This is a genomic window from Streptomyces spongiicola (genome assembly GCF_003122365.1).
In the GTDB taxonomy this organism is placed as follows: Bacteria; Actinomycetota; Actinomycetes; order Streptomycetales; family Streptomycetaceae; genus Streptomyces; species Streptomyces spongiicola.
The window spans coordinates 6142676-6167848 of record NZ_CP029254.1 but is presented as its reverse complement, the minus strand read 5'-3'; the positions used below and the strand labels follow the sequence as shown (position 1 = coordinate 6167848).

The 25173-nt window shown below is 75.1% G+C and carries 17 protein-coding genes and 1 pseudogene; 6 read left to right on the top strand and 12 right to left on the bottom strand.

Going from position 1 to position 25173, the window contains the following annotated elements:
• Window positions 1-121 precede the first annotated feature (121 nt).
• The 3 genes from DDQ41_RS26865 to DDQ41_RS26855 are packed head-to-tail and all read right to left on the bottom strand — an operon-like array spanning window position 122 to window position 3614.
• A complete protein-coding gene (locus DDQ41_RS26865; RefSeq protein ID WP_109296777.1) occupies window positions 122-559 on the bottom strand; it encodes a response regulator in 438 nt (145 codons plus the stop codon).
• On the bottom strand, window positions 556-2370 hold the full coding sequence (locus DDQ41_RS26860; RefSeq protein WP_109296776.1) for a sensor histidine kinase: 1815 nt from the start codon (window positions 2368-2370) through the stop codon (window positions 556-558). The genes DDQ41_RS26865 and DDQ41_RS26860 overlap by 4 nt, the downstream gene beginning before the upstream one ends.
• Complete coding sequence (locus DDQ41_RS26855) at window positions 2367-3614, bottom strand: PP2C family protein-serine/threonine phosphatase (protein WP_109296775.1); 1248 nt, start codon at window positions 3612-3614, stop codon at window positions 2367-2369. The genes DDQ41_RS26860 and DDQ41_RS26855 overlap by 4 nt, the downstream gene beginning before the upstream one ends.
• A gap of 1630 nt (window positions 3615-5244) precedes the next feature.
• On the opposite strand from DDQ41_RS26855, the gene DDQ41_RS26845 reads away from it, so the two are divergent.
• From DDQ41_RS26845 to DDQ41_RS26825, 4 genes are all read left to right on the top strand, one after another.
• The gene (locus DDQ41_RS26845) at window positions 5245-5886 is read left to right on the top strand and encodes an RNA polymerase sigma factor (RefSeq protein ID WP_109296773.1); all 642 of its coding nucleotides are present in this window, start codon (window positions 5245-5247) and stop codon (window positions 5884-5886) included.
• 432 nt (window positions 5887-6318) lie between these two features.
• Window positions 6319-7539 (top strand): lycopene cyclase family protein, encoded by a 1221-nt coding sequence (locus tag DDQ41_RS26840; RefSeq protein WP_109296772.1) that lies wholly within the window; start codon window positions 6319-6321, stop codon window positions 7537-7539.
• A gap of 94 nt (window positions 7540-7633) precedes the next feature.
• Window positions 7634-8578, top strand: a complete 945-nt coding sequence (locus tag DDQ41_RS26830; RefSeq protein WP_262508586.1) for a class I SAM-dependent methyltransferase — start codon at window positions 7634-7636, stop codon at window positions 8576-8578.
• Window positions 8579-8721: 143 nt separating this feature from the next.
• The gene (locus DDQ41_RS26825) at window positions 8722-10233 is read left to right on the top strand and encodes an FAD-dependent oxidoreductase (protein ID WP_109297963.1); all 1512 of its coding nucleotides are present in this window, start codon (window positions 8722-8724) and stop codon (window positions 10231-10233) included.
• Between the two features lie 139 nt (window positions 10234-10372).
• Here DDQ41_RS26825 and DDQ41_RS26820 read toward each other — a convergent pair.
• Both DDQ41_RS26820 and DDQ41_RS26815 read right to left on the bottom strand, forming a co-directional pair.
• Window positions 10373-10723: pseudogene (locus DDQ41_RS26820) on the bottom strand (transposase); the annotation flags it as partial.
• A 1-nt stretch (window position 10724) separates the two neighbouring features.
• Entirely contained in the window at window positions 10725-12434 is a 1710-nt protein-coding gene (locus tag DDQ41_RS26815) for an MFS transporter (protein ID WP_109296771.1), read from the bottom strand.
• A 160-nt stretch (window positions 12435-12594) separates the two neighbouring features.
• Between DDQ41_RS26815 and DDQ41_RS26810 the strand changes: the two genes are divergently transcribed.
• The gene (locus DDQ41_RS26810) at window positions 12595-13200 is read left to right on the top strand and encodes an XRE family transcriptional regulator (RefSeq protein ID WP_109296770.1); all 606 of its coding nucleotides are present in this window, start codon (window positions 12595-12597) and stop codon (window positions 13198-13200) included.
• Window positions 13201-13488: 288 nt separating this feature from the next.
• Window positions 13489-14361, top strand: a complete 873-nt coding sequence (locus tag DDQ41_RS26805) for a class I SAM-dependent methyltransferase (protein WP_109296769.1) — start codon at window positions 13489-13491, stop codon at window positions 14359-14361.
• Between the two features lie 328 nt (window positions 14362-14689).
• On the opposite strand, the gene DDQ41_RS26800 is transcribed toward DDQ41_RS26805, so the two are convergent.
• The 7 genes from DDQ41_RS26800 to DDQ41_RS26770 all read right to left on the bottom strand — a co-directional run bounded on the left by DDQ41_RS26800 (window position 14690) and on the right by DDQ41_RS26770 (window position 25135).
• Window positions 14690-15739, bottom strand: a complete 1050-nt coding sequence (locus tag DDQ41_RS26800) for a DUF5914 domain-containing protein (RefSeq protein WP_109296768.1) — start codon at window positions 15737-15739, stop codon at window positions 14690-14692.
• Window positions 15736-16821, bottom strand: a complete 1086-nt coding sequence (locus tag DDQ41_RS26795) for a phytoene/squalene synthase family protein (RefSeq protein WP_262508585.1) — start codon at window positions 16819-16821, stop codon at window positions 15736-15738. Before DDQ41_RS26795 ends, DDQ41_RS26800 begins: the two co-directional genes overlap by 4 nt.
• A complete protein-coding gene (locus tag DDQ41_RS26790) occupies window positions 16818-18539 on the bottom strand; it encodes a phytoene desaturase (protein WP_109296767.1) in 1722 nt (573 codons plus the stop codon). Before DDQ41_RS26790 ends, DDQ41_RS26795 begins: the two co-directional genes overlap by 4 nt.
• On the bottom strand, window positions 18536-20131 hold the full coding sequence (locus DDQ41_RS26785; RefSeq protein WP_109296766.1) for a polyprenyl synthetase family protein: 1596 nt from the start codon (window positions 20129-20131) through the stop codon (window positions 18536-18538). The genes DDQ41_RS26790 and DDQ41_RS26785 overlap by 4 nt, the downstream gene beginning before the upstream one ends.
• A gap of 522 nt (window positions 20132-20653) precedes the next feature.
• Window positions 20654-22168 (bottom strand): cryptochrome/photolyase family protein, encoded by a 1515-nt coding sequence (locus DDQ41_RS26780; protein WP_109296765.1) that lies wholly within the window; start codon window positions 22166-22168, stop codon window positions 20654-20656.
• Between the two features lie 11 nt (window positions 22169-22179).
• Complete coding sequence (locus tag DDQ41_RS26775) at window positions 22180-23253, bottom strand: MerR family transcriptional regulator (protein ID WP_109296764.1); 1074 nt, start codon at window positions 23251-23253, stop codon at window positions 22180-22182.
• A gap of 499 nt (window positions 23254-23752) precedes the next feature.
• Entirely contained in the window at window positions 23753-25135 is a 1383-nt protein-coding gene (locus tag DDQ41_RS26770; RefSeq protein WP_109296763.1) for a cryptochrome/photolyase family protein, read from the bottom strand.
• Window positions 25136-25173: the final 38 nt, after the last annotated feature.

Sequence of the window (25173 nt, the reverse complement as noted above, 5' to 3'; positions counted from 1 at the left end):
TCGGTCCGGACCCGCAGGCCGGGAAGGCGGAGCCGGAACCTCGGAAGTCCGCGGGCACTGCGGTCTCCCGCAGTGCCCGCCCGCCGCGCGTGCGGCGCCCCCGTCAGGGGCGGGGCAGCCGTCAGGGGCGGGGCAGCCGCACCACGGTGACGAAGAAGTCGTCGATCTTCCGGATCGCGGCGATGAACTGCTCCAGGTCCACCGGCTTGGTGACGTAGGCGCTGGCGTGGAGCCGGTAGCTGCGCAGGATGTCCTCCTCCGCCGCGGACGTCGTCAGCACCACTACGGGGATGTGGGTGAGGTCCGCGTCCGCCTTGATGCGCTCCAGCACCTGGCGCCCGTCGTACTTGGGCAGATTGAGGTCGAGGAGGATCAGGTCGGGGCGCGGGGCGTCCCGGTGCGCACCCTGCCGGTAGAGGAAGTCCAGCGCCTCCTGCCCGTCACGTACGACGTGCAGGCTGTTGCCGATCTTGTTGTCGGCGAACGCCTCCCGCGTCATCAGCTCGTCGCCCGGATCGTCCTCGACGAGGAGCACCTCGATGGGCTTGGTGGCGTTCATACGGGATCTCCTGTGGTGAGGGACGTGCCGCCGGCAGCGGGCCGACCGGTTCCCGGGTATCCGGGCTCCTCCGGCGGGGACTTCGGGCCCGAGGACTCCCGGCCCGAGGACTCCCCGTCCACGGCGGCTTCTCCGGCGGGGTCTGCGGGGACTGCGGGCACGGCAGAGTCTGCGGAGTCTGCGGGGACTGCGGGCACGGCAGAGTCTGCGGGGACTGCGGGGACTGCGGGCACGGTGAAGTGGATCCGCGTCCCCTCCGGCTGCTCGGTGTCGATCCAGATGTGGCCGCCGTGGTGCTCCACGATCTTCTTGCAGAGCGCCAGGCCTATACCGGTACCGCCGTAGGCGTCCCGGCTGTGCAGCCGCTGGAAGATCACGAAGACCTTCTCCGCGAACTGCTCGGGGATGCCGATGCCGTTGTCCTCGACGCGGTAGTGCCAGACGGAGGCCTCGCCGTCGTTCTCCCGATCGACGGTGATCCGGATGACCGGCGGCCGGTCGGGGGCCCGGAACTTCACCGCGTTGCCGATCAGGTTCTGCCACAGCATCGTCAGCAGCATCGGGTCGCCGGTGGTGGCGTGCGGGCCGCCGGGGCGCTCGACGACGGCTCCGGCCTCCTCCACGGCCGAGCCGAGGTTGGCCAGTGCGCCGTCGAGCGCGGTGTCCAGCGAGACGGTGTCGCGGGAGTCGTTGAGACGGCCCACCCGGGAGTAGGTCAGCAGGTCGTTGATGAGCACCTGCATGCGCTTGGCGCCGTCCACCGCGAATCCGATGTACTGCCCGGCCCGTTCGTCGAGCTGGTCGCCGTACCGCTTCTCCAGCAGTTGGCAGAAGGAGGCGACCTTCCGCAGCGGCTCCTGGAGATCGTGGGAGGCGACGTAGGCGAACTGCTCCAGCTCTGCGTTGGACCGGCGCAGTTCGACCGCCTGCTCGTCCAGGACCGCCGTGCGCGCGGCGAGGAGTTCCTCGCGCTGCTGCGAAGCCCTCAGGGCGTCGAGCACACGGGCCCGCATCGCCTCCACCGCCGCGGCGAGGTGCCGGGTCTCGGCCGGGCCGGCCGGTTCGATCCGGTGCTCGAAGTCGCCGTCGGCGACCCGCTGGGCGGCCGTGCGCAGACGGTCCAGCGGGCGTCCGACGGCCCGCTGGAGGACGATCACCAGTGCCGAGGCGAAGGCGACGAAGGCGGCGAGCATGCCGGCCAGGGCCCAGTTGTGTCCGGTGCGGGCACGGTGTATCTCCGCCTTGCCGGCGGCCCGTTCGTCGTTCAGCTCGGCGTTCAGTTCGTCGAACCGCACGCGCAGCCGGTCGAAGGCGGCCTTGCTGCTCTGGAGTTCCGTCTCGGCGGAGGGGGGCAGTGCGCCCCGGCGGGCCCGTTCGACGAGTGGCGCGGCGTGGCCGCTCCGCCAGGCCTCGGCCGACTCCGCAGCCCGGGACACCGCCGCGAGCAGCGCGGTGTCGCCGGCCAGCGCCTGCCGCAGGGACCTCTCGGCGGACTCCTCCTCCCGCTGGCCCTGGGTGTACGGCTCAAGCCAGCGGACGTCCCGGCTGAGGACGAAGCCCCGTACACCGGTCTCCTGGTCCAGCAGCGCCTTCTGCAACCGGTACGCGTCCACCTGGGCGGGCTGGATGCGGTCGACGAGGTCGTCGGACTCTGCCGCGGTCTGGGAGAGGAGCCGGGCGCCGACCACCGCGATGCCCGTCACCACGATCAGGATGGCGGCCAGGACCATGCCGAGCCAGATGGGGACGGTCAGGCGGGTGCGCGCGGGCGGCGCGCCGGCCGGGGTCCGCCTGTCTTCGTGACCGGTCACTTCTGCTCGTTCCATTCGAGGTGGAGAAGCGCGACGTCGTCGCTGTGCCCGCCGTGGTCGGCGGAGAGGGCGCGCGTCTCCGAGATCAGGGCGGTGACGAACTCCTCGGCGGAGCGGCCGGCGTTGCGTCGCGCGAGGGCGAGCAGGCCTTCCTCGCCGAGCCGCCTGCCGCCGGCGCTGACCCGGCCTTCGAAGAGTCCGTCGGTGAACAGGGCGAGGCCGCCGGCGGCCGGCAGGTCGACGTGGTCCTCCCGCCAGTGGCGGTGGCCTTCGGGCAGCAGGCCGAGCGCCGGGCCGACGGCGGTCTCCACGAGCCGCACGCCCCCGGGATCGCGCAGCAGCAGCGGGGGGTGACCGGCGCGGACGACCTTGGCCCTCGCCATACCGGGCGGGAGTTCCACGGTCGTGACCGTGGCGAAGATCTCGGAGCCGGTGCGCTCGGCCACCAGCACCTTCTGCATGAGTTCGCACACGGCGGTGCCCGTGACACCGGCGAGGGTGAAGGAGCGCCAGGCCACGCGGAGACAGACGCCGAGCGCGGCCTCGTCCGGACCGTGGCCGGAGACGTCGCCGATGACGGCGTGGACCGTGCCGTCCGGGGCCTCCACGACGTCGTAGAAGTCCCCGCTGAGCAGGCCCAGCGCCCGGCTGGGCTCGTACCGGGACACGACCTGCACCCCGGCGCCGTGCAGCAGCGGCGAGGGCAGCAGCCCGCGTTCGAGCCGGGCGTTCTCCTGGGCGCGCATCCGGCTGGCCTCCAGGGCCATCGTCGCCTGCTCGATCTGGCGGCGCTGCACCGCGTACCTGACGGAGCGGGCCAGCACGGTCGGCTCGAAGACGCCCTTGATGAGGTAGTCCTGGGCACCCGCCGCGACGGCCGAGAGTCCCACGCCCTCCTCGGCCAGCCCGGTCAGCACGACGACCGCCGCTCGGGGGGCCACGTCCAGCACCTGGCCGACGACGTCCAGCCCCTGGGCGTCGGGCAGGTGGAGATCGAGCAGGACGCACTCCGCCGGCGGTCCGTTCTCGCCGCTCAGCTCCCGGCGCGCCTCGGCCAGGGAGCGGGCGCGGGTGAGCCGGACCGCGAGGCCGCTGTCCCGGAGGGTCTCCTCCACCAGCAGCGCGTCGCCGTCGTCGTCCTCGACGAGCAGGACCGTCACTCGGGAGTCGCCGACGGCCGCGAGACCGGCCGGTGCCACGCGGGCCAGAGGCACCTGCGGGACCAGGACGCCCGGACCCGTCACCTCCGGATCTCGCCCACCGACAGGGCTCCTCACAGCCGACCTCCCCTTCCCCGAGCCGCACGCGGGCCGTGGGGCGCAAGCAGAATACTTGCCGTTAGCGAATAATTGCACTCGCGCGGCTCCTGCCCGACCGTACCGCCCCGATCAGGTCAAACAGCGCGTGGATCTTGTCCGTTCAGCCTCGCACGGCCGTGCCGGACCGACGGTCCGCCTCCCCCCGGCACCCGGCCTCCACCGCACCCGGCCTCTCCCACACCCGACCTCCACCGCACCCGGCCTCTCCCGCACCCGGCCCGCGCACCCGGCCTCCACCGGGGCCCGACACCCGCGCGGGCCCGGCCCCCACCGCGGCTCCGGGCGCTCCGGCACCACCCGCGGCCCTTGTCGCGGGCGGCCACCGCCCGGCGGATCCGCGCGCAGCGGCCGGACCCGGGGATTCCGGAAAGGTGGCGGAGGTCACTCCGTACGGTCAGGGCGTTGCCTCGGCGTGCGATGCTCATGCACGGCGGCGGAGTGGGTCTTCTCTCACCGACCGACGGCGGCGAGTCCACCGCGCGGCACACCGCGCCGCGGCCACCGCGAGTCCGGCGGCGAGGAGCACCGCGGCCGTCAGCCGGTTGCGGCGTCGCGCCAGCCCGCCGGACGCGGGCGCCCCGTCCGAGTCGGGCACGAAGACCCGCACCTTCCAACCCCTTCGCCCCGCCCGCACCTTCCGACCCCTCCCGGAACGCCCCTTCCACCCGGCACGACCCTTCCCGGCACGACTCTTCCGGGCACGCCCCTTCCGCCCGGCACGACCCAGTCCGGCCTGGCGCGCCAGGCGGTCCCACACCCCCGGGGGAGGCGGCCCGACCAGGTCCGAGGAAGTCGCCGTACGCACCGCCCCGACCAGGCGCCGCAGCTCGTCGAGTTCGTTCCGGCAGCCGGCGCATGCGCGCAGATGCTCCCGGACAGGTGGCGGCGCCTCGTCGACCGCCCTGCCCTCCAGAGCGAGTTCGGCCAGGTCCGCCGGGTCCAGATGTTCCCTCACCGCGTACCGCGCCCAAGCGCCGCGAGGACCCGGGAAGCGGTTGCGGCGCCTCGGGTCCCTGTTCGCGCGCGGGCGGTGGGGGCGGCTGAAGCGGGGACGGCGGCGCCCTCGCCGCCCACCGGTACGGCGGCCGCATCCGCCTGCCCAGGTACGGCGGCGTGCTCAGCCGGCCCTCGCACGGCGGGGCAGGCGCCCAACGTGAGCAGGGCCGCGGAATCCCGCCCGGACGCGGCGGTTGGCTTGTGGAGTTTTGTCATGGCACGTCCCGTCTTAGGGTGGAACTGGCGGGTCTCACGGATCCCACCAACTCGTTCACGCCCTGGGCGGCGACCGGATGCGGGCAGCCCCTCACGGGGATCGGCCGCCTCGGCGCGCCCCGGCAGGTGCCTCGCGGCGGGGACCGATCCGGCCGCCGCACCGGCGGGAGCGAGATTACGACGCAGAAACGGTGCAAGTTGTTCGCCGGAATCCCGGCGGCAAGCCTGACGGTGCTGCCGCGCAAGCAAGCGCGCAGGCACGGCACGCCCGACCGGTTGCACGGAGCGGGCGGCGTGTCCGGAACCAGCGCCGGGCCCCGGCCCGGCACGAGGAGCCGAGATCATGGCCCTTGTCCGACCCGCACAGCCCCACCGGTCCTCCGCCGGGCCCGGTCCGGGCACCCCCCACCCGTCGCCGGAGACCCGTGCAGCGGGCGAAGCCCTCGACGACGCCTCGGTCGCGGCCGGGTTCGCCGCAGGCGACGAGGGGTCGCTGGAGGTGGCGTACCGCCGCTGGGGCTCCCTCGTCTACACCCTCGCCAGGCGCACCCTGGGCGACGAGCGCGAGGCGGAGGACGTGACCCAGCAGGTCTTCCTCGCCGCCTGGCGGGGACGCCGCGGCTACCGGCCGGGGCGGGGCGGCCTCGCGGGCTGGCTGGTCGGCATCACCCGCCACAAGGTGGCGGACGCCCTCGCCGCGCGCAGCCGGCGCGCCGAACTCGTCGCCGCGGCCGCGGCGTTCCTCTCCCCCGCGCCCGGGCCCGCCACCGGCCCCGGCCCGGAGCAGGCGGTCGACCGGGTCCTCGTGCTGCGCGCCCTGCAGGACCTGCCACGCGCCCAGCAGCACGTCATACGCCTCGCCTTCTACGCCGACCTGACGCAGACCCAGATCGCCGACCGGACGGGTCTGCCCCTCGGGACGGTCAAGAGCCATATGCGGCGCGCCCTGCTGTCTCTCCGCCGCTCGCTCACGACGGAGGAGTGAGGTCCGCGGAGGTGCGGGAACCGGCCGAGGGCGGGAACCGCGGAGGTGCGGGAACCGGCCGAGGGCAGAGACCGGCCGAGGGCGAGGACCGGCGAAGAGCCGGAACCCGGAGGGCGGGAACCGCGAAGAGCGAGAACCGGCCAAGCGCAAGGACCGGCCGAGGGCAGAGACCGGCCGAGGGCAAGGACCGGCCAAGGGCAGAGACCGGCCGAGGGCAAGGACCGGCGAAGAGCCGGAACCCGGAGGGCGGGAACCGCGAAGAGCGAGGCCCGGCCGAGGGGACCAGCCGCGCAACACGCGCGTGCCACTGCATCCGCCCGGCCCCCTTTCGCGGAAGCATCGGCGTCACGGCCTTCCCGCCCGGGGAGAGCAGCCCGCCTTCCCCGCCCGGGGACGGCGGCTGCCGTGCCGTCCAACCGCGGGAGGGTCGCCGTGCACGTCGTGGACGTGGTCATCGTCGGTGCGGGTGCGGCGGGGCTCTCCCTCGCCCGCCGGATCGCCGGACCGGCCCCCGGTGATGGCCGGGACCGGGACGTGTCGGTCGCCCTGGTCGACGCGCCCCCCGGCCCGCTGCGTCCGCCCGCGCGCACCTGGTGCTTCTGGGAGGAGTCCGGCGGCGAGTACGACGACCTGCTCGCCGCGAGCTGGGACCGGCTGCGCGTCACCGCCCCGGACGGCACGGCGGTGACCGCGCGCCCCGCACCCCTCCGGTACAAGATGATCCGCTCCACGCGCTTCGAGGAGCACGCGGAAGCGCTGCTCCGCCAGGCCGGCTGCCGGCGGTACGAGGCGGTCGTCGACACGGTCTCGGACCTGCCGGGCGGCGGCGCGGAGGTACGCGGACGGGACGGCGCCGGGGCCGAGTTCAGGCTGCGGGCGCGCTGGGCGTTCGACTCCCGGCCCCGGCGGCCGGGGCCCGCCCGTACGACACTGCTCCAGCACTTCCGCGGCTGGTTCGTGCGCACCGAGCAGCCGCGCTTCGACCCCGGCGTCGCCGACCTCATGGACTTCCGCACGCCGCAGCCCGCCCGGGGGCTGTCGTTCGGCTACGTACTGCCCCTGGGGCCGCGGGAGGCGCTGGTGGAGTACACGGAGTTCTCCCCGGCCGTCCTCGGCACCGCCGCGTACGAGCGGGCCCTGCGGCACTACACCGGGGACGTGCTGGGCCTCGGCCCGTTCCGCGTGACCGCCGCCGAGCAGGGCGTGATCCCCATGACCGACGCGCGTTTCCCGCGCCGTACGGGAAGGGCGGTGTTCCCGATCGGCGCGGCGGGAGGAGCCACCCGGCCCTCGACCGGCTACACGTTCGCAGCGGCGCAGCGCCACACCCGGGCCATCGCGGACTCGCTGGCCCGCGGCCGCGCCCCGCTGGTCGCGGGACCGCATCCGACGCGGGCCCGGCTGATGGACGCGGTGCTGCTGCGGGCCCTGGACACCGGGCGGATCGACGGCGGCACGTTCTTCAGCGGCCTGTTCCGCGATGTGCCGCCGCACCGCCTGCTGCGTTTCCTGGACGGCGGCACCCGCTGGTGGGAGGACGTTCTGATCGGATTTCGCACGCCCGTGGGCCCGATGCTCAGGACCGCGGCCGAGCTGCCCGCGATCCGCCGCCGCCCGCCGCCGTCCGTGGAGCAACGCGCCCCCGCCCCCTGAGTCCCGGTGTCCCGCCCCCGGTGTCCCCGCCGCCCATGCCCGCCGTCCCCGCCTGCTGCCGTCCGCCCCAGCCCCGTCGCCCGAGGAGCCGCTGATGTCCCTGCTGCACAACGCCGATCTGTCGGCTGCGTTCGACCGCGCCGCAAGGTCCTACGACCGGATGGTCAGCGCCAATCCCGGCTACCACCGGCAGCTCCGGCGCTCCGCACGGCGCCTCGGGCTGCCGGGCTCGGAGCTGACGGACGCAACGCCGCAAGGCGCAGGGCTGCCGGGCACACCACTGCCGGGCACACGGCCGCCGGGTGGAGGACTGCCGGGCACACGGCCGCCGGGTGGAGGACTGCCGGGCACACGGCCGCCGGGCACACCACCGCCGGTTGGAGGGCCGCCGGGTGGAGGGCCGGCCGTGCGGCTGCTGGACCTCGGCTGCGGTACTGGTGCGTCGACCGCCGCGCTGCTCTCGGCCGCCCCGCGCGCGGAGGTCACGGCGGTGGACGCGTCTGCGGGGATGCTGGAGCAGGCCCGGCGCAAGTCCTGGCCGCAGAGGGTCTCGTTCGTCCACGCCCCCGCCGAGCGGCTCGCCGAGGCCGGGGTGACCGGGCCCTTCGACGCCGTCTTCGCCGCCTATCTGTTCCGCAACGTCTCCGACCCCGACCAGGTGCTGGCCCGGGTACGGGGACTGCTCGCCCCGGGCGGGCGCATCGCCGTCCACGAGTACACGCTCAGCGGCCGTCCCGCCCACCGCGCGGTCTGGACGGCGGTGTGCCGGGGGCTGGTCCTGCCCGTCGCCCGCCGCGCGGGGGACGGCGACCTGTACCGGCACCTGTGGCGCAGCGTCGTCGAGTTCGACACGGCGGAGGAGTTCGCACGGCGCATGGAGCGGGCGGGGTTCGTGCACGTCCGGGTCCTGCCGCTGCCCGGATGGCACACGGGCATCACCCACACGTTCGTAGCTCGGGTGCCGACGGCGGAGGAGCAGGCGTCGGCGCCGACGACGGAGGAACAGGCGTGGGTGCCGACGACGGAGGAACAGGCGTGAGCGCGGGCGGCGGAGGAACAGGCGTGGGCACGGGCGGGCGCGGTCACCACCGCGCGGGCGCCGACTGCTCGGGACCGCCCGGTGCCGGTACCGGTACCGGGCGCGAGGCGCCGTTCGGCGTCCGGGACCGGCACTCGCGCGTCCTGCCCGCCCGTCCGGGCCGCGCACGGGTGGACGGTCCCCCACCGCACGTCGGTGTCATCGGCGCGGGTATCGCCGGTCTCGCGGCGGCCACCGCCCTGGCGGAACGGGGCGTCCGCGTGACCCTGTACGAGCGTGAGTACGGACTGGGCGGGCGGCTGGCCGGCTGGCCCGTGGAACTGGCCGACGGATCGGTCGCCACCATGAGCCGCGGCTTCCACGCCTTCTTCCGGCAGTACTACAACCTCCGCGAGCTGCTGCGGCGCACCGACCCGGGGCTGCACTCGCTGACCCCGCTGCCCGACTATCCGCTGCGGCACAGCGACGGCATGCTCGACGGCTTCGCCCGCGTGCCGCGGACCCCGCCGCTCAGCGCCCTGGGGTTCGTCGCGCTGAGCCCGTCGTTCGGCTGGCGCGACCTGCTGCGGATGAACCCCGCGGCCGCGCTGCCGCTGCTGGACGTACGCGTACCCGGGGTCTACGAGCGGCTGGACGAGGTCGGGGCGGCGGACTTCCTCACCCGGATCCGATTCCCCGAGGCCGCGCAGCACCTCGCCTTCGAGGTCTTCTCGCGCAGCTTCTTCGCCGACCCGCGGGAGCTGTCGGCGGCGGAACTGGCGCTGATGTTCCACATCTACTTCCTGGGCTCCAGTGAGGGGCTGCTGTTCGACGTGCCCCGGGAGCCGTTCCCGCAGGCGCTGTGGGAGCCGCTGGCGGAGTACCTGCACGGCCACGGGGCGACCATCCGCACGGCGACGCCGGTCGACTCGGTCGAGCCCGTGCGCGGCGGGGGGCTCGCCGTGACCGCCGCGGGCGGTACGGCCGTCCATGACGCCGTGGTGCTCGCCCTGGACACGGCGGGGCTGAAGCAGGTGGTCGCCGCGTCCCCCGGCATCGGTGACGCGGCCTGGCGGGCGGGCGTCGCGGAGCTTCGCACCGCACCTCCCTTCCTGGTGTCCCGGTTCTGGCTGGACCGGCCGGTGGCTCCGGACCGGCCCGGTTTCCTCGGTACCAGCGGCTACGGCGACCTGGACAACATCAGCGTGCTGGACCGCTGGGAGGGCGAGGCGCACCGCTGGGCGCTGCGGACGGGCGGTTCCGTGGTGGAGCTGCACGCCTACGCCGCCCGTACCGACGGCGGACGGGCGGCGGTACGTGACCGGCTGCTGGAGCAGCTGCATCGGGTGTACCCGGAGACGCGCGACGCGGGAGTGGTCGACGAGCGCCACGAATGGCGGGACGACTGCCCGCTGTTCCCCGTGGGCGGCCACGGGTCGCGGCCGTCGGTCCGCACCCCCGACCCGGTCCTGATGGTGGCCGGCGACCTGGTCCGCACGGACCTGCCGGTGGCCCTCATGGAGCGCGCCGCGACCAGCGGTTTCCTGGCCGCGAACGCCCTGCTGGCCCGCTGGGGCGTCCTCGGCCACCCGCTCCGCACCGTCCCGCCGCGCGGTCGCTCGGCCCTGCTCCGGGCGCTGGCGAGGCTGGGTGGGGAGTCGACTGCCCGGCCCTGAAGGGCCGGGTCTGCGGGCAGAGTGAGATGTGATGCCCCACCGTGGTTCCCTGCGTCCGGTACCGCTTGGCGGTACCGGGGCGGTTGACCGCGCCCCGCTGCCACACGGCATCGGCCCGGTGGGCGGTGTTGCGGGAGCCGTTGTGGTCCGCGTGCGGGACGATCCCGCAGGACTTGCACGCGAACCGGGATCGGCTGGTCCGGTTGGACCGGTGCGGGTGCCGGCACTCGGAGCACTGGCGGGAGGTGTTGCGCGGGTCCACCTGGACCACGGGCACACCTGCCCGCTTGGCTTTGTACTCGACGAACGCGCCGAGCTGGGCGAACGCCCGGGAGTGCGGTCGTGCCCGCCGGCCCTTCCCGGCCGTAACCCTCTGCCGGATGCCGGACCGGGGCGGGCGAACCGGCGGCGGTCGTCCGATGCGGTCGCCCGCACCTCCCCGCACCTCCCCGCGCCTCCCCGCACCGGTCGGCGCGAGGAGGCGCGGCATGTCAGCGGGCGGCGGCATCCGACGCGGACCCCGCATTCGGCGCCCCGGTCTCGAAGCCTCCCCTCTCGAAGTCCCGGGCCTCGAAGCCCCCGGTCCCAAAGCCCCCGGTCCCGAAGCCCCCGGCCTCGACGGGCGCGGTCCCGAAGCCCCCCGTCTCGACGGGCGCGGTGTTGTCCGGGCCGCGTAGGGCGACATGGACGAGCAGTGCGGCCATGACGGCGGCGCCGATCCACATCGCCTGCCGCCAGCCGTCCACGAAGGACTGCTGGGCCGCGTTGATCAGGTCCTGGGCGTGGCCTCCGGCCCCGGGTGCGGCCTCGATGGCATTGGCGATGCCCGCCCGGGCGGTCTCCGCCGCCCCGGCGGGGATCCCGTCGAGTCTGCCGTCGATCGCGCCGCGGTAGCCGCCGGCCAGGAGCGCGCCGAGCATCGCGACGCCCAGGGCGGTACCGAACTCGCGGGTGACGTCGTTGAGCGCGGAGGCGACGCCCTGCTCGGCGCGGGGCAGGGCGCCGGTGATGGCCTCGGTGGACGGGGTCATCGACAGGCCCATGCCGGCGCCCATGGCGAGCATGCCGGCGAGGATGGACGGGTAGCCGCCCTCGACGGACGCGAACAGCGCCATCAGAGCGAGGCCGAGGGCGGCTACGGCGACGCCCGCGGTCATGGTGGAGCGGGCGCCGATCCTGGCGGCCGCCCTGGGGGCCAGACCGGACGCCGCCATCATCATGACGGCCATCGGCATCATCGCCGCGGTGGCCAGCAGGCCCGACCAGCCGAGCACGGCCTGGAAGAACGGGAAGAGCACGACGGCGATGCCGGCCTGGACGCCGAAGACGACGAGCAGTGTGACGGAGCCGACGGCCGGCCCGCGTTCCCGGAACAGGCGTACGTCCAGCAGGGCGGCGTCCCGCCGGTGCAGCTCCCAGGCCGCGAACGCGACGGCGGCGGTCGCGCCGACGGCCAGGCTGATCAGGGTGACCGGGGCGGTCCAGCCGCGCTCGGGTCCTTCCTGGAGCACGAGGATGAGCCCGATCACGGCGATCGCGGACAGCAGCGCGCCGACGAAGTCGAAGGTACGGGTGTGGCGTTCGCGGGAGTCGGGCACCGTCTTCGGCGTCATCGCCAGCGCGACGGCGGCCAGGACCACGGGGAGGGCGAACAGCCACCTCCAGTCCGCGACGTCGACGAGGAACGCGGACAGGAACATGCCCAGGATGCCTCCGCCTCCGGCGACGCCGGTCCAGACGCCGATCGCCTTCCCCCGCTCCTCCTCGGGGAACGTGGACGTGATGACGGCCAGCGTGATCGGCATGATGATCGCGGCACCGATGCCCGCGGCCACACGCGCGCCGATCATCACCGCGGCCGACGGGGCGAGGCCCGCGACGACGCCGGCGGCACCGAAGACGACCAGTCCGGTGATCAGCATGGGCCTGCGGCCCAGCCGATCGCCGATCGCCCCGAGCGGCAGCAGCAGCGCGGCCAGGGCAAGGGTGTAGGCATTGATGATCCACAGGACGGTCGTCTGCGAGGCACCCCACTCGACCGCCAGATGGGTCTGGGCGACGTTGAGACCGGACACCGAGGCGATGACGGCCATCAGCGCGATCGACACGGTGATCAGGATCGCGCGCAGCTGACGCGGATCAGGCGCGCCCACGCCGCCGTCCGGTACGAGCGCTGCCCGGGGAGGCTGTTGCATTCTCATGGTCTCCTTCTGAAGAGGACGTACGGAACCGGCACCGGGGCGGGGCCGGTCGTCTGAGGGGGTGGGCGGGGACCCGGCTCACCACGGAAGGTGGTCCCGTGCTGGACCGACCGCGACCGACGTTAGACCCGCGTTGCACAAGGGGCATACGCTCTTGCCCATGACGCAAGAAGATGAGCAGCTGGACAGCCTCGTACGCAAACGGATCCGCGCCCTGCGCGTCGCGCAGGGCTGGTCCCTGGAGGAACTGGCCACGCGCGCCAACCTCAGCCAGTCGTCGCTGAGCCGGATCGAGAACGGGCAGCGCCGCCTCGCCCTGGACCAGCTCGTCACCCTCGCCCGCGCCCTGGACACCACCTTGGACCAGCTGGTGGAGAACGCCACCGCCGACGTGATCGTGAGCCCGGTGGTCGACAGCACCCACGGCCTGATGCGCTGGCCCGTCAAGAGCGACCCCGGCATGAGCGTGATGCGTCAGCGGATGACCCAGCCGCCACCCGACAACCCGGCCCGCATGCGCGCCCACCCCGGCCGTGAGTGGCTCGTCGTACTGTCCGGCACCGCCGTCCTCATGCTCGGCCACCGGCGCTTCCGGATCGAGACGAACCAGGCCGCGGAGTTCCCCACCATGACGCCGCACGCGATCGGCGCCGAGGGCGGACCGTGCGAGATCATGGGCATCTTCGACCGCGATGCCCGCCGCGGCCACCAGCGCGACCCGGACGGGAACGGCGAGCACGCCGGCGCGCGGGGCCCTCGCGAGTAGCCCTCTCGGGCGTACGGGGCCGCGTCACCCGCCGCGCGCCGTTGGGCACCTGGTGGTGAGCCCCCTCGGGTGCACGGGGGCCGGGGTCCTCCCGGGCGTGGAGGGGGTACCGGTTCGGGTGGCACCATCGGGCGTACGTGGGCCGCCCCGCCTGACGGACAGCCAGGCCGGCTGAGCGTTCCGGCCCCGTGCGGGTGGTCTTGCGCGGCGGGCAGCACAACAGGCGACCGTTTTGCGTATCCGGCAAGCAGTCGTGCGGCAGACGCATGGCATGCCTACGGTGTCGCCATGACCCCATCGCACAGGCACACCCCTCACCCCTGCGGCTCGCCCGACCACCACGGGGAGCACGGCGACGGCGGCCAGGCGGAGATACTCGACCTGGACGCGGAGGTCCTGGCCGAGCACATCGCGTCCATCACCGCCTGGCTGCCGCTGAAGGCCGTTCCGCGCCGGATCGTGGACCTGGGTTGCGGAACCGGCGCGGGCACCTTCGCGCTCCTCGAACGCTTCCCCGGGGCGCACGTCACCGCGGTCGACGCCTCCGCCGGCCACCTGCGGCTGCTGGACGAGAGGGCATCCGCCCGCGGCCTGCGGGACCGGGTGCGCACCGTGCGGGCCGACCTGGACATCAGCCGCTGGCCCGAGGTCGGCACACCCGACCTGGTGTGGGCCTCCGCGTCGATGCATCATCTGGCCGATCCCGTGCGTGCGCTGGCCCGCGTGCATGAACTCCTGGCGCCGGGCGGGCTGTTCGCCGTCGTCGAGTTGGACGGCTTCCCCCGCTTCCTGCCCCCCGGCGCTCCCGAGGGCCGGCCGGGACTCGAGGAGCGCGCCCACCGGGCGACCGAAGGCCTCCACGCCGCGCACGTCCCGCACCGCGGCGCCGACTGGGCGCGGATGCTGGCCGCCGCCGGGTTCACCGTCGAAGCCGAGCGCACCATCACCGTCAGCATCGACGGCAGCCGCAGCCAGGCCGTCGGCCGCTACGCCCGCCGCGGTCTGCAAGGCCTCCGCGGCGCCGCCGCCCCCGCGCTCCCGCCCGAGGACCTCGCCGCACTCGACGAACTCCTGGACGATCGCAGCCCGCGCGGCATCCTGCACCGCGACGACCTCGCCGTACGGACCGAGCGCACCGTCTGGGCCGCGCGCCGGACCTGACCCCGTCTGCCGTCCGCCTCGAGCCCGAGCCGTAGGCCGTCTACCGGGCGCACCCCGACTCGGCCGAATCGTCCCGCGATCCGGGCCATGGCCTGGTCGGACACCGCCCGCCGGGGGCAGGGGACGGGCCATGGCCCGCGGCCACCGCACGATCTTCGTCCGTCCGCACACCAAACGGTGATCACGCGGTGGCCGTACCCCTTCCCAGCCTGGCCCGCGGCAGGATCGCGAAACCGGACCGGAGTACCGGCGGACCGGGTCCCGCCCCGTGCGGCCGCGGTCAGCCCGGGAAGCGGTCAGCCCGGCCCGCGGTCACCCCGGCCCGCGGTTACCCCGGGAAGCGGCCCGTACTGCGCAGGTGCCAGCGGCGTTCCGCGTACGCCAGGTCGTCGCGCCAGAGGCGGGCCGCCGCGGCACGCATCAGGGGGCGCAGCAAGGGCGCGGCGGCCCTCGCGGCGGTGAAGCCCGGGCGGCCGGACGACGCCACCACCGCCTCGACGACCGCGGTGCGAGGCCTGCCGAGCGGGTCGGGCCCGAGCGGGGTGGCATGGGTCTCCACGACCGAGCCCTCCCCCTCGCCCTCGGTGATGTGCATGACGACCGTTCGGGGCTCGGGCGCCGTGAAGACGGCGGTGACCGGGACGACGACCCGGCCCGCCACCTTGAACGACACCTCCACCGCGAACGCGTCGTCGGCGTCCGCCGCCTCCGCCGCCTCCGCGTCCGGGCCTGCACCGGGGGCGCCGACCACCCGGAGGTCGACGAACGAGTACGGGTGGAACCAGCCACCGTGCCAGGGGTCGAGCCGGTTGGCCACCACGTCCTCCGGCTCGCAGACGCCGGTGCCGGTGTAGACGGACGACACGGCCGAGGACGGCCGCGGCCGCTCCGGAAGGACCGGGCGGTCCAGGGGCTCCTCGCCTCCGGCCTCGTCGAGGCGGACCCATGCCAGTACACCGTCGTCGTACGCCGGGAACGGCTCCCACCCGGCGAACGGCCCGCCGTTCAGGGCCAGTCCGTGCCAGTGGCAGATCAGCGTTCCGCAGCGCACGCGGCTGTCGCGCAGGGGCGCGCCGAGATGCGGGCAGGCGCCGGGGCCCGCGAGGAGCCGTCCCCCGCCGTCCCGCCAGGCGACCACCTCCACCCCTGCGACGGTCCGGCCGAACGGCGCGCCCGGCCGGACGGCGCGGGAGTCGCCGAGGACGTACCAGTTGCCCGACGGGCGGGCGAGCGCGCGCTTGAGGGCGCCGTCGACGAGGGCGGGGCGGGCGTCGCGCCAGGTGGGGGTCTGGCGTTCCCAGGCGGTGGCGGAGCGGCGCAGCCGCAGGGGCGTGCGGCCGCGTTCCCGGCCGCCGCCGGGACCGGTACGGAACGTCACAGGGCCCTCCCCTCCACACTGTTCCCGTCCTTCGCGGCCGGCATCCCCTCCGCGACCGTCTGCCGCTCCCCACCGGGCCGCTGCTGCCCGGCGGGGGCCGGCCACGGGTGCCGGGACTCCCACCGGGAGCGGCCTCCCGCCCTGCGGCGCGGTGCGGTGGCGCGGGCGGCGGCCACCCTGGCCAGTCCGTCCAGCGCCACCACGGCCCGGCGCACCGGCGGGACGACCGCGCGGCGGTGCAGGCAGGCGTAGCCGTCGTCGGCGATGGCCTTCAGGATGCCCCCGTACAGGACGAAAGCGGTGCGGATGCACGGCCGGGAGACCGGGTCCAGCATGGGCAGCCCCGGCGCGGCCTGCCGGTACACGCCGCGGGTGAGACCGGCGGCGTCCTCCAGGGCGGCGGTGATCCGGGGGTCGCGCCGGCCCGTGGCGCGGCTCCAGAGGAGCAGGTCGCGGCCCACGCCGTGGGCGGCGAGCAGGTCGGCGGGGAGGTAGACGCGTCCGCGGTCCAGGTCCTCGCCCACGTCGCGCAGGAAGTTGGTCAGCTGGAAGGCGACCCCGAGGGCGGCGGCGTGCGGAGCGGCCTCCTCGCGGGGGACGACCGTACCGAGCACGGGCAGCATCTGCAGTCCGATGACGGCGGCGGAACCGTGCATATAGCGGCGCAGTTCACCGTAGTCGGCGTAGTCCGTCACCTCCAGGTCGCTGCGCATGGACGCCAGGAAGTCGGTGAAGTGGCGGTGGTCGATGCGGTAGCGGCGGGCCGTGTGCGCGAGGGCGTGGACGACGGGTTCGGGGCTGCGGCCGAGGCGCAGCCCGGCGTCGAGGCGCTCCGACAGCCGGTCCAGCGCCGTCGCGCGTTCCGCGGGGGTGGCGTCGCTGTCGAGGTCGTCGACGATGTCGTCGGCCCAGCGGGCGAAGCCGTACAGCGCGTGGACGGCGGGGCGCCGCTCGACGGGGAGCAGCCGGGTGGCGAGGAAGTAGGTCCTGCCGTGGCGGGCGTTGAGCCGGCGGCAGTCGGCGTAGGCGGCGCGCAGTCCGGGCTCGGTGATCCCGGCGGCGTCGAGTTCCCGGCGCGTCATGCGGTTCCGCCTTTCGGTGTGCGGAGGGTGTCGGTACGGGCCGTGCCGGGCGGGGGCGCACCGGCGCCCTCCCGGGGATGCGCCGCGGCCGGGTGCACGCCGGCTCCTGCGCCGGGGTCCGCCGCGGCCGGGTGCCCGCCGGCCCCCTCACCCGGGTTCGCCGCCACCGGGCGCGCGGCCGTGCCCTCGCCGGGGTTCGCCCCGGCCGCAGCCGGGCGGCGCGGGGCGGCGGCGGGCCGGTGTGCTCCGGTGATGCGGGCGGCGGCGAGCTTCCCCGAGATCAGGACGGTGGGCACACCGACTCCGGGGGTGGTACCGCAGCCCGCGAGGACGGCGTTCGCGGTGCCGTTGACGAGGTTGCGCGGGCGGAACGGGCCGGTCTGGGCGAAGGTGTGCGCCACCGAGAAGGGGGTGCCCGCGGCGTGGCCCTGCCGGGTCCAGTCGGCGGGGGTGACCAGGCACTCCTCCTCGATGGCCGCTTCCACGCCGGACAGTCCTCGGCGGTCGAGTTCGGCGAGCAGGCTCTCCCGGTAGCGGGGGGCCAGGTCCCGCCACCCGGCGGCGTCGGGGCCGATGTCGGTGTTGGGGCAGGGTGCGAGTACGTAGTGGACGTGGCGCCCGGGCGGGGCGAGGGCGGGGTCGGTGGCGGTGGGGCGGGTGATGAGGAGGGACGGGTCCGTCATCAGGTCACCGGTGCGCGTCAGTTCTCGGAAGGTGCTCTTCCAGGCGGTGCCGAACGAGATGGTGTGGTGGGCGAGTCCGGGCCAGGTCCGGTCGGTCCCGGCGTGCAGGACGACGGCGGACGGCGAGTGGCGAAGGGCCAGGGGCCGCCGCGGGCCGCGCCCGAGGAGCCGGTAGACGGCCGGCAGGTCGGGGGTGAGGACGACGGCGTCGCACGGCAGCCGCTCCCGGTCGGTGACCACGGCGGTGACGCGATCGCCGGTGCGCTCCAGCCCGGTGACGGTCCGTCCGTAGCGGAAGACCGCTCCCGCGTCGGCCGCCGCGTCCGCCATGGCGCGCGGCACGGCGTGCACACCGCCCTTCGGGAAGTGGACCCCGGCGACGGTGTCCATGTACGCGATGACCGCGTAGGCCGCGAGGGCGCGGGACGGGGCGACGCCGGCGTAGAGCGACTGGAACGAGAAGACCCGGCGCAGTCGTTCGTCGCGGAGGAAGCCGCCGATCCGGGCGTCGAGCCTGCCGAAGCCGCCGAGCGCGGCGAGCCGGGCGAGGTCGGGGGTGAGGAGTTGCAGGGGCGAGTCGAAGTTGGCGTCGATGAAGCGGCCGATCTGGGCCCGGTACAGCTTCTCCAGCCACTCGCGCAGGCGCCGGTAGCCGAGCGCCTCGCGCGCGCCGGCGAAGCGCTCGACCTCCGCCTCCATGGCGCCGGCGCCGGTGTGCACGTCCAGCGCGGTGCCGTCGGCGAACACCGCGCGGTAGGCGGGATGCAGCGGGAGGAGTTCCAGCCTCTCGGCCATCGAGTCGCCGACCGCGGCGAAGGCGTCCTCGAGGAGATCGGGCATGGTGACGACGGTCGGGCCGGTGTCGAACCGGTAGCCGCCCTGCTCGATCCGCCCGGCCCGGCCACCGGGCTGGAGGTCCCGCTCCACGACGGTGACGCTGCGTCCGGCGCCCAGGAGGTGCAGAGCGGCCGACAGACCGGCGAGCCCCGCTCCCACCACCACGACGTTGTCCGTGCGGCCCTGGACGGTCCTCATCGGCGGCTCCCGTCGACGGTGGTACCCGACCGCCGCCGCCCGGGCGCCCCGCCCGGTGGACGGGCGTGCCGGGGCGTCATATGGCCGGTGTGCCCCGGCGATGCGGAGGCGGCCGACGGAGCGGAAGGCGGAGCGGACCTCGTGGTGTCCACGGCCTCTGACACCGCGGACGCCTCTGCCGCCGCGGCCGCCGCGGTGTCAGAGGTGGCGGAGACCGCCGCGGCCGCAGAGACCGCAGAGGTGGCGGAGACGGCGGAGACCGCAGAGGTGGCGGAGGTGGCAGAGACGGCAGAGGTGGCCGGGTGTACGGCAGAAGGGGCAGCGGCAGGGGCGGGGGCCCCCGGCGCGGTAGTCGTGGAACCGGCGGGGGCCTGTGCGCCGGAAGCACGGGGCCCGCCCGGCACGGCAGCCGCCGGCCCCGCGGAGTCCGCATGGGCGGGGGAACCCGCGGGTGCCGTCACCCTGGCGAGCAGCGTGCGCAGATGGTGCGCCGCGACCGGGGACAGGGCGGCCGCGGACAGCCGCCGTTCCCCGGCCGCGAGCAGCCGGCCGATACGTTCCTCCACCACGGCCAGGGCACCGGTACCGACGAGGGCCTCCCGCACCCTCCGCAGCCGGTCCTCCGTCAGGTCCACATCCCCGAGGGAGCTTTCCAGCACCGACAGCGCGGCGCGGTCGCCCCGGGACTCGGCCCGCGCCCGGGCGACGGCGACGAGGTAGGTGAGCTTCCCCGAGCGTATGTCGTCGCCCGACGGCTTGCCGGTGACGAGCGGGTCGCCGAAAACGCCCTCGATGTCGTCACGGAGCTGGAAGGCGGTACCGGCGTAGCGGCCCGCCGCACACAGGTCCCGCGTCGCCCGCGCGTCGGCGCCCGCGAGCGCCGCTCCCAGTGACAGCGGCCTCGCGACCGTGTACTGGGCCGTCTTGAGACAGGCGGTGCGGATCGCCTGGGCGACGGAACGGGAACCGGTCGCCTGGCCGTGGAGGTCCAGGTACTGGCCCGCCACCATCTCGGTGCGCATGGCCCGCCAGTCCGCCAGTACCCGGCGGCGCACGGCGTCGTCGAAGTCCGTCCCGGCGACGATGTCGTCGGCCCAGGTGAGCGCGAGGTCTCCGGCCAGGACCGCGGCGGCGGAGGCGAACGGCACCGCCCCGGTACCCGGGAACGCGGCGCCTGGATAGCGCGCGGCCAACCGGGCATGGAACGACGGCCCGCCCCTGCGGCGCGGCGAGCCGTCCATCACGTCGTCGTGGACGAGGGCACAGCTCTGGATCAACTCCAGCGCCGCGGCCGTGCGGAGCGCGGCGGGTGCCTCCGCCTCGGCTCCACCGCAGGCCCGCATCGCCCACCACAGGAACTGGGAGCGCATCCGCCTGCCCCCGTCCAGGGTGAACCGTGCGAGCGGCCCGGCCACGTCCGCGGTGAAGACGCCGTCGAGTGCGGCGGCGTCCGCCACCCGGTCCTGCAACAGGACCTCCAGTCGGGCTCCCACCGCCGCGGGTACGTCGGCGTCGACCTCCTCGCAGAGGGAGGATGGTGGACCGTGCTCCTGCACGGTCGGGGTGGGTGCGGTTGCCCCGGGTCGCTGCATGCGTCCTCCGCGTCGTCGGCTGCCGTCTTTCGTCCTTCCGCGGAGAGGCGGCGTTCGGATGCGCCTGCTGTGACGCCGCGTACGGCGGGTGCCGGCGCCGACCAGTCGACCACGACGCGGCGCGATCGACAGAGGCAGACGTGCGGATGGCGCCCGCATCCGCCCGATTGCCTCATTGTGCCGCTCACGGCTCACGGCTCACGGCTCACGGCTCACGGCTCACGGCTCACGGCTCACGGCTCACGGCTCACGGCTCACGGCTCAGCATGTCCCGCACGGTGTGTCCCGCACACCCGCCTTACGCGTCGTCATACCGCACGCCGCACACCGCACACCGCACGGCACGCTTCACACCCGCGCACCCGCGCGCCCGCGCACCGGTGCCGCCGCCGTAGCGAGGACCCCGGCTCCCGCATCCCGGACGGCCACACCGGGCCGAGGACGCCGACTGCCGCCCCGGACCGGTACGACCGGGGGTCCCGACGGCAGCAAGCGAGGGACACGGGCCCGCCCGCCGTGGGTTCAGGGCGCCGACCGCCCGCGCCGGCGCTCCTGCTCCAGCAGTTCGGGGAGGTCGGCGAGCCGGTCGAGGCCGGCCACGGTCCGGGCCATGCGGTGGTTGCGGGAGAGCCGCTCCCGGTGCCGGTGGAGGAACGCCCAGTAGCCCGCGGTGTACGGGCAGGCCCGGTCGCCGACCCGCTCGGTGGGCCGATAGGCGCAGCCGCCGCACAGGTCGCTCATCCGGTTGATGTAGGCACCGCCCGAGGTGTACGGCTTGGTGGTCATCCGCCCGCCGTCGGCGTACTGGGACATCCCGACGACGTTCGGAAGCATGACCCAGTCGTAGCCGTCGACGAAGTTGCGGTGGAACCAGTCGGTGACCTGCGCCGGATCCCATCCTTCCTGCAGGGCGCGGCTGCCGAGGACCATCAGCCGCGGGATGTGGTGGGTCCATCCGGTGTCCCTGACCTGGGCCAGCACGGTGGACAGGCAGCGCGCGGTGACCGCGTCCGCGTCCAGGTCCGCGAACCAGTCCGGCAGGGAGCGGCGGTGGCGCAGCACGTTGCGGCGCCGGTAGTCCTCGCCGAAGTGCCAGTAGAGGTGCCAGACGTACTCCCGCCAGCCGGCGATCTGCCGGACGAAGCCCTCTGCCGACGCCACCGGTACCCCGCCCTCGCGCCAGGCCCGTTCGGCGCGCTCCACGCACTCGGCGGGGTCGAGCAGCCCCAGGTTGAGCGGTGCGGACAGCATGCTGTGGCTCATCCAGGGGTCGTCGGCGAGCACGGCGTCCTCGTACCTGCCGAAGGAGGCCAGCCGGTGCTCGGCGAAGCGGGCAAGGGCGGCCAGGGCCTCGGCGCGGGAGGCGGGGAAGAGCCGGGGCCCGTCGCGGCCCGTGAAGGAGACGTCGCCCGCGCGCTCCCAGGCGTCCAGGTCGTGCCGTACCTCTTCGTCGATCTCGTCCTCCCGTGCCGTCCACGGCGGCGGCACGCCGAGGGTCGACCGGCCCCGCGGCGGGGGTTCTCGGTTCTCGCGGTCGAAGTTCCAGCGGCCGCCCGCCGGTTCGCCGCCGTCCATCAGCAACTCGTGGCGACGGCGCACCCAGCGGTAGAAGTCCTCCAGCCGCAGGGGCCCGCCGCGTTCCGCGGCCCAGGCGGCGAAGTCCTCGTGCGGCACGAGGAACCCTCGCGCGGGGACGGCGTCGACGTCCGGCAAGGCGGCGACGAGGCGCGCGGCCGCGTGGGAGGTCGGGTGGCAGACCGTGGTACGGGTGCCGCCCGCGGCTCGTGCCAGGCCCTCCCGGTAGGTGCCGGCCTTCACGTACCGCACCCGGTCGCCGAGTTCGGCGGCGCGGTGGCGCATGGCCGAGAGCACCAGATGGGCCTTGGCCCGGTGGAAGCTCCTCCGGCGGAACACGGCACGGGACTCGATCATGAGGATGGGGGCGTCCTCGTCGGGGCCGTCGGCTCCCGGCTCGGTGAAGTGCGGTCCGAGCTGGTCCCCGAAGACCAGGTGCGTACGGGGTGCGCGACGGGACATCTGCCCTCCTGTCAGCCCCTGGGCAGGGCCATGATGACGTCAACCGCGGAACCGAGGCCGTGCAGCCGCACGGTCCCCGGATACGCTCCGCCCGCCCAGCCGGGCCCGGCGAGCAGAAGCGAGGTGCGCTTCCGGGCGCCCTTCACCCCCCAGTGGACGCCGGAGACGATCCGCACCAGCGAACGGTCGGCGGTCGACCGGGACTGGGCCCAGAGCACCACGGCGGCCGGGCCGAGCCGGCGCACCGCCTCGTGAAGCGCGTCGGCGGGCAGCGCCGCTCCGAACATCCGGGCGGGCACTCCGCGTTCGCAGAGCGCCGCGGCCAGGGCCTCGATCGGAAGGCTGTGCTGCTCGCCCGGCACACAGGCGAGCACCACCGGTGGCACGTCCGCGCGCTCCCTTCCCCGTTCCCGTACCCGTGCGGGCCGTACCCGTGCGGGCCGCACCCGGCGCAACGCCGACGAGACATGCCAGGAGAGCAGGTGCTCGACCTCGATGTAACGCTCACCCGACGTCGCCCATTTGCGGCCCACGGCGTGCAGGGTGGGGGCGATGACGTCCTCCCAGGCGGTGACGAGACCGTGCTCGGCGATCACGGCGTCCAGCAGGGCGTCGACGGCGGGGGCGTCGAGACGGACGGCGGCGCGTGCCAGCCCCCGGCACTCCTGCCGCACGTCCCCGAGGGGCAGGGCGTTCGGTCCGCCGGGCGCCCGCGTCGGGGAGGCGGCCTCCCGCCCGGGCCGGCCCGTCTCCCCGGTCCGGCCCGTCCGGCCCGTCTCCCCGCTCTGGCCGCGGCGCGGGACCGTCGCGGAAACGCTCATCGCCGCGCGCGCGGCCTCAGCGGGCGGGACGCCCTGCGCGGTGAGCCGGCACATCTCCTCGAGCAGGGCGATGTCCTCGGGCGTCCAGCGGCGGTGCCGGCCGTCCTCGCGGGTGGCCGGGCCTATCGCGTAGCGCCGCTCCCAGGAACGCAGGGTCGTGGGCGCGACACCGAGCCTGCGGGCGACCGCACCGGTGCTGAGCGCGGCGGTCACGCCGTCCTCTGCCAGGCCCTCCGGGCGGCTGTCGGCCTCCACCCGTCCCATGGTACGGCGCCCGGCCGAGACGGACCGCCCGTCGCAACCCGTGCCCGCCCCGTGCCCGCCGCCTGCCCGCCGCCTGCCCGCCGCCTGCCCGCCGCCTGCCCGTCGCCACCGCCGTGCCGCCGACGCCCGCCCGCCCCCTACCCGTCGCCCGTCACCGCCGTGCCGCCCGACGCCCCGGCCCAGCGGCGGTGCACCGCACGCACCCCTTCCGGAGGGGCAGCCGAACGGCCCGCAGCCGGGGCCGTGGCCCGGGCGACGCGGTCCGATCCGGCGCCCGCGACAGCCCCGTTGCGCCCTCCGCGGGGTGCGCCCGTCGCCGTCAGCGTCCTCCCTCCGCGCGTCCCGTTCCCGCCGGTGCCGGCCGGCGGCCGCCCGCTTCGAGCGGATGCCCGCAGGGGCCGTCACCCGGCCCCGGTCGGCCGGCCCCGGTCACCCGGCTTCCGTGAGCCGGTTTCCGTCAACCGGTTTCCGTCAACCGGTTTCCGTCAACCGGTTTCCGTCAACCGGCCTCACGGGCGTGTCTGAACCGTGCGAGCCCGTCGGCGAGGTCCACGATCGGGTCGGGGTAGTCGAGCCGGGCCCGTACGGCGTCGGGGAGCTTCCACGGCTCGTGCACGGCGGATCCTTCGACATCCTCCAGTTCGGGCACCCAACGGCGCACATAGCTGCCCTCGGGGTCGTAGCGGTGGGCCTGGCGCACGGGGTTGAGCACCCGGTTCGGCCGGGTGTCCGTACCGGTGCCCGCCACCCACTGCCAGTTCAGCTGGTTGTTGGCCAGATCGCCGTCGACCAGCAGTTCCAGGAAGTGCCGTGCGCCGACCCGCCAGTCGACGTACAGCGTCTTCGTGAGGAAGCTCGCCGCCAGCAGCCGCCCGCGGTTGTGCATCCACCCCTCGTGGCGGAGCTGGCGCATGGCGGCGTCGACGACGGGATAGCCGGTGCGGCCGGCCTTCCACGCCCGGACGTCCGCGTCGGCCCGCCCGCCCGAACGCCATCGGTCGTGCCGCCCACGGTAGTCGGCGGTGGCGGACGCGGGCCGGGCCGCGAGCACCTGGTGGTGGAAGTCGCGCCAGCACACCTGCCGTACGAAGCCCTCGGCGCCCGGACCGCCCACGGCGCGGGCCCGGTGGACGGCCTCGCCCGGGGAGAGGGTGCCGAAGTGCAGATGGGGCGAGAGCCGGGAGGTCGCGTCGCCCGCCAGGTCGTCATGCCGCTCGTCATAGCGGGCGAGGCCACCGCGCGCCCAGGCGTTCAGCCGTTTGCGGGCCTCGCGCTCGCCCCCGCGGGCGAGCCCGTCCGACACTCCCCCGGCCTTCTCCACGTCCTCGCGTGAGGGCACCGGCTCGGAGCGGAGCCCGTCGGGCACCCGGATCGTGCGCGGCGCCGCGAGCACCCCGCGAAGCTCCTCCTGTGACCAGCGGCGGTGGTACGGAGTGAACACGGCGAAATGGTCCGAGCCGGACGGGACGACGGCCCCGGGCGCCAGGGCGGTGACGACGGCGTCGTGGACGCGAAGCGTACGGCCGTCCTCCTCCAGTGCGAGACGCAGGCGCTCCTCTCGGGCGTGGGCGTAGGCGCTGACGCCGGCAGCCATGTGGACCCCGCCTGCGCCGGCCTCCCGCGCCACCGCGCGGACCTCCTCGACGACGTCGCCGGAGCGGACGACGAGGCGGCCGCCCCGGTCCCGCAGGCCCTCGTCGAGGTCGGTGAGGCAGTCGGCGAGGAACGCCGTCCTGTTGGGAGGCGAGAAGCCCGCGGCCTCGATGCCGTCGTCGCGCACGAAGAGCGGCACCACGTCGTCCGCCGCCCCGAGCGCGGCGCGCAGCGGCGGGTGGTCGTGCAGGCGCAGATCGGAGGTGAAGAGGACGACCGCGGTGTTCATGATGCTCCTGAGGACGGGACGGCCCCTCGGTACGGGGG

Coding starts and splice junctions, on each gene's coding strand:
- DDQ41_RS26865 (WP_109296777.1), bottom strand. CDS start 559: ATGAACGCCACCAAGCCCATCGAGGTGCTCCTCGTCGAGGACGATCCG.
- DDQ41_RS26845 (WP_109296773.1), top strand. CDS start 5,245: ATGGCCCTTGTCCGACCCGCACAGCCCCACCGGTCCTCCGCCGGGCCC.
- DDQ41_RS26830 (WP_262508586.1), top strand. CDS start 7,634: ATGTCCCTGCTGCACAACGCCGATCTGTCGGCTGCGTTCGACCGCGCC.
- DDQ41_RS26815 (WP_109296771.1), bottom strand. CDS start 12,434: ATGAGAATGCAACAGCCTCCCCGGGCAGCGCTCGTACCGGACGGCGGC.
- DDQ41_RS26810 (WP_109296770.1), top strand. CDS start 12,595: ATGACGCAAGAAGATGAGCAGCTGGACAGCCTCGTACGCAAACGGATC.
- DDQ41_RS26805 (WP_109296769.1), top strand. CDS start 13,489: ATGACCCCATCGCACAGGCACACCCCTCACCCCTGCGGCTCGCCCGAC.
- DDQ41_RS26795 (WP_262508585.1), bottom strand. CDS start 16,821: ATGACGCGCCGGGAACTCGACGCCGCCGGGATCACCGAGCCCGGACTG.
- DDQ41_RS26790 (WP_109296767.1), bottom strand. CDS start 18,539: ATGAGGACCGTCCAGGGCCGCACGGACAACGTCGTGGTGGTGGGAGCG.
- DDQ41_RS26785 (WP_109296766.1), bottom strand. CDS start 20,131: ATGCAGCGACCCGGGGCAACCGCACCCACCCCGACCGTGCAGGAGCAC.
- DDQ41_RS26780 (WP_109296765.1), bottom strand. CDS start 22,168: ATGTCCCGTCGCGCACCCCGTACGCACCTGGTCTTCGGGGACCAGCTC.
- DDQ41_RS26775 (WP_109296764.1), bottom strand. CDS start 23,253: ATGGGACGGGTGGAGGCCGACAGCCGCCCGGAGGGCCTGGCAGAGGAC.
- DDQ41_RS26770 (WP_109296763.1), bottom strand. CDS start 25,135: ATGAACACCGCGGTCGTCCTCTTCACCTCCGATCTGCGCCTGCACGAC.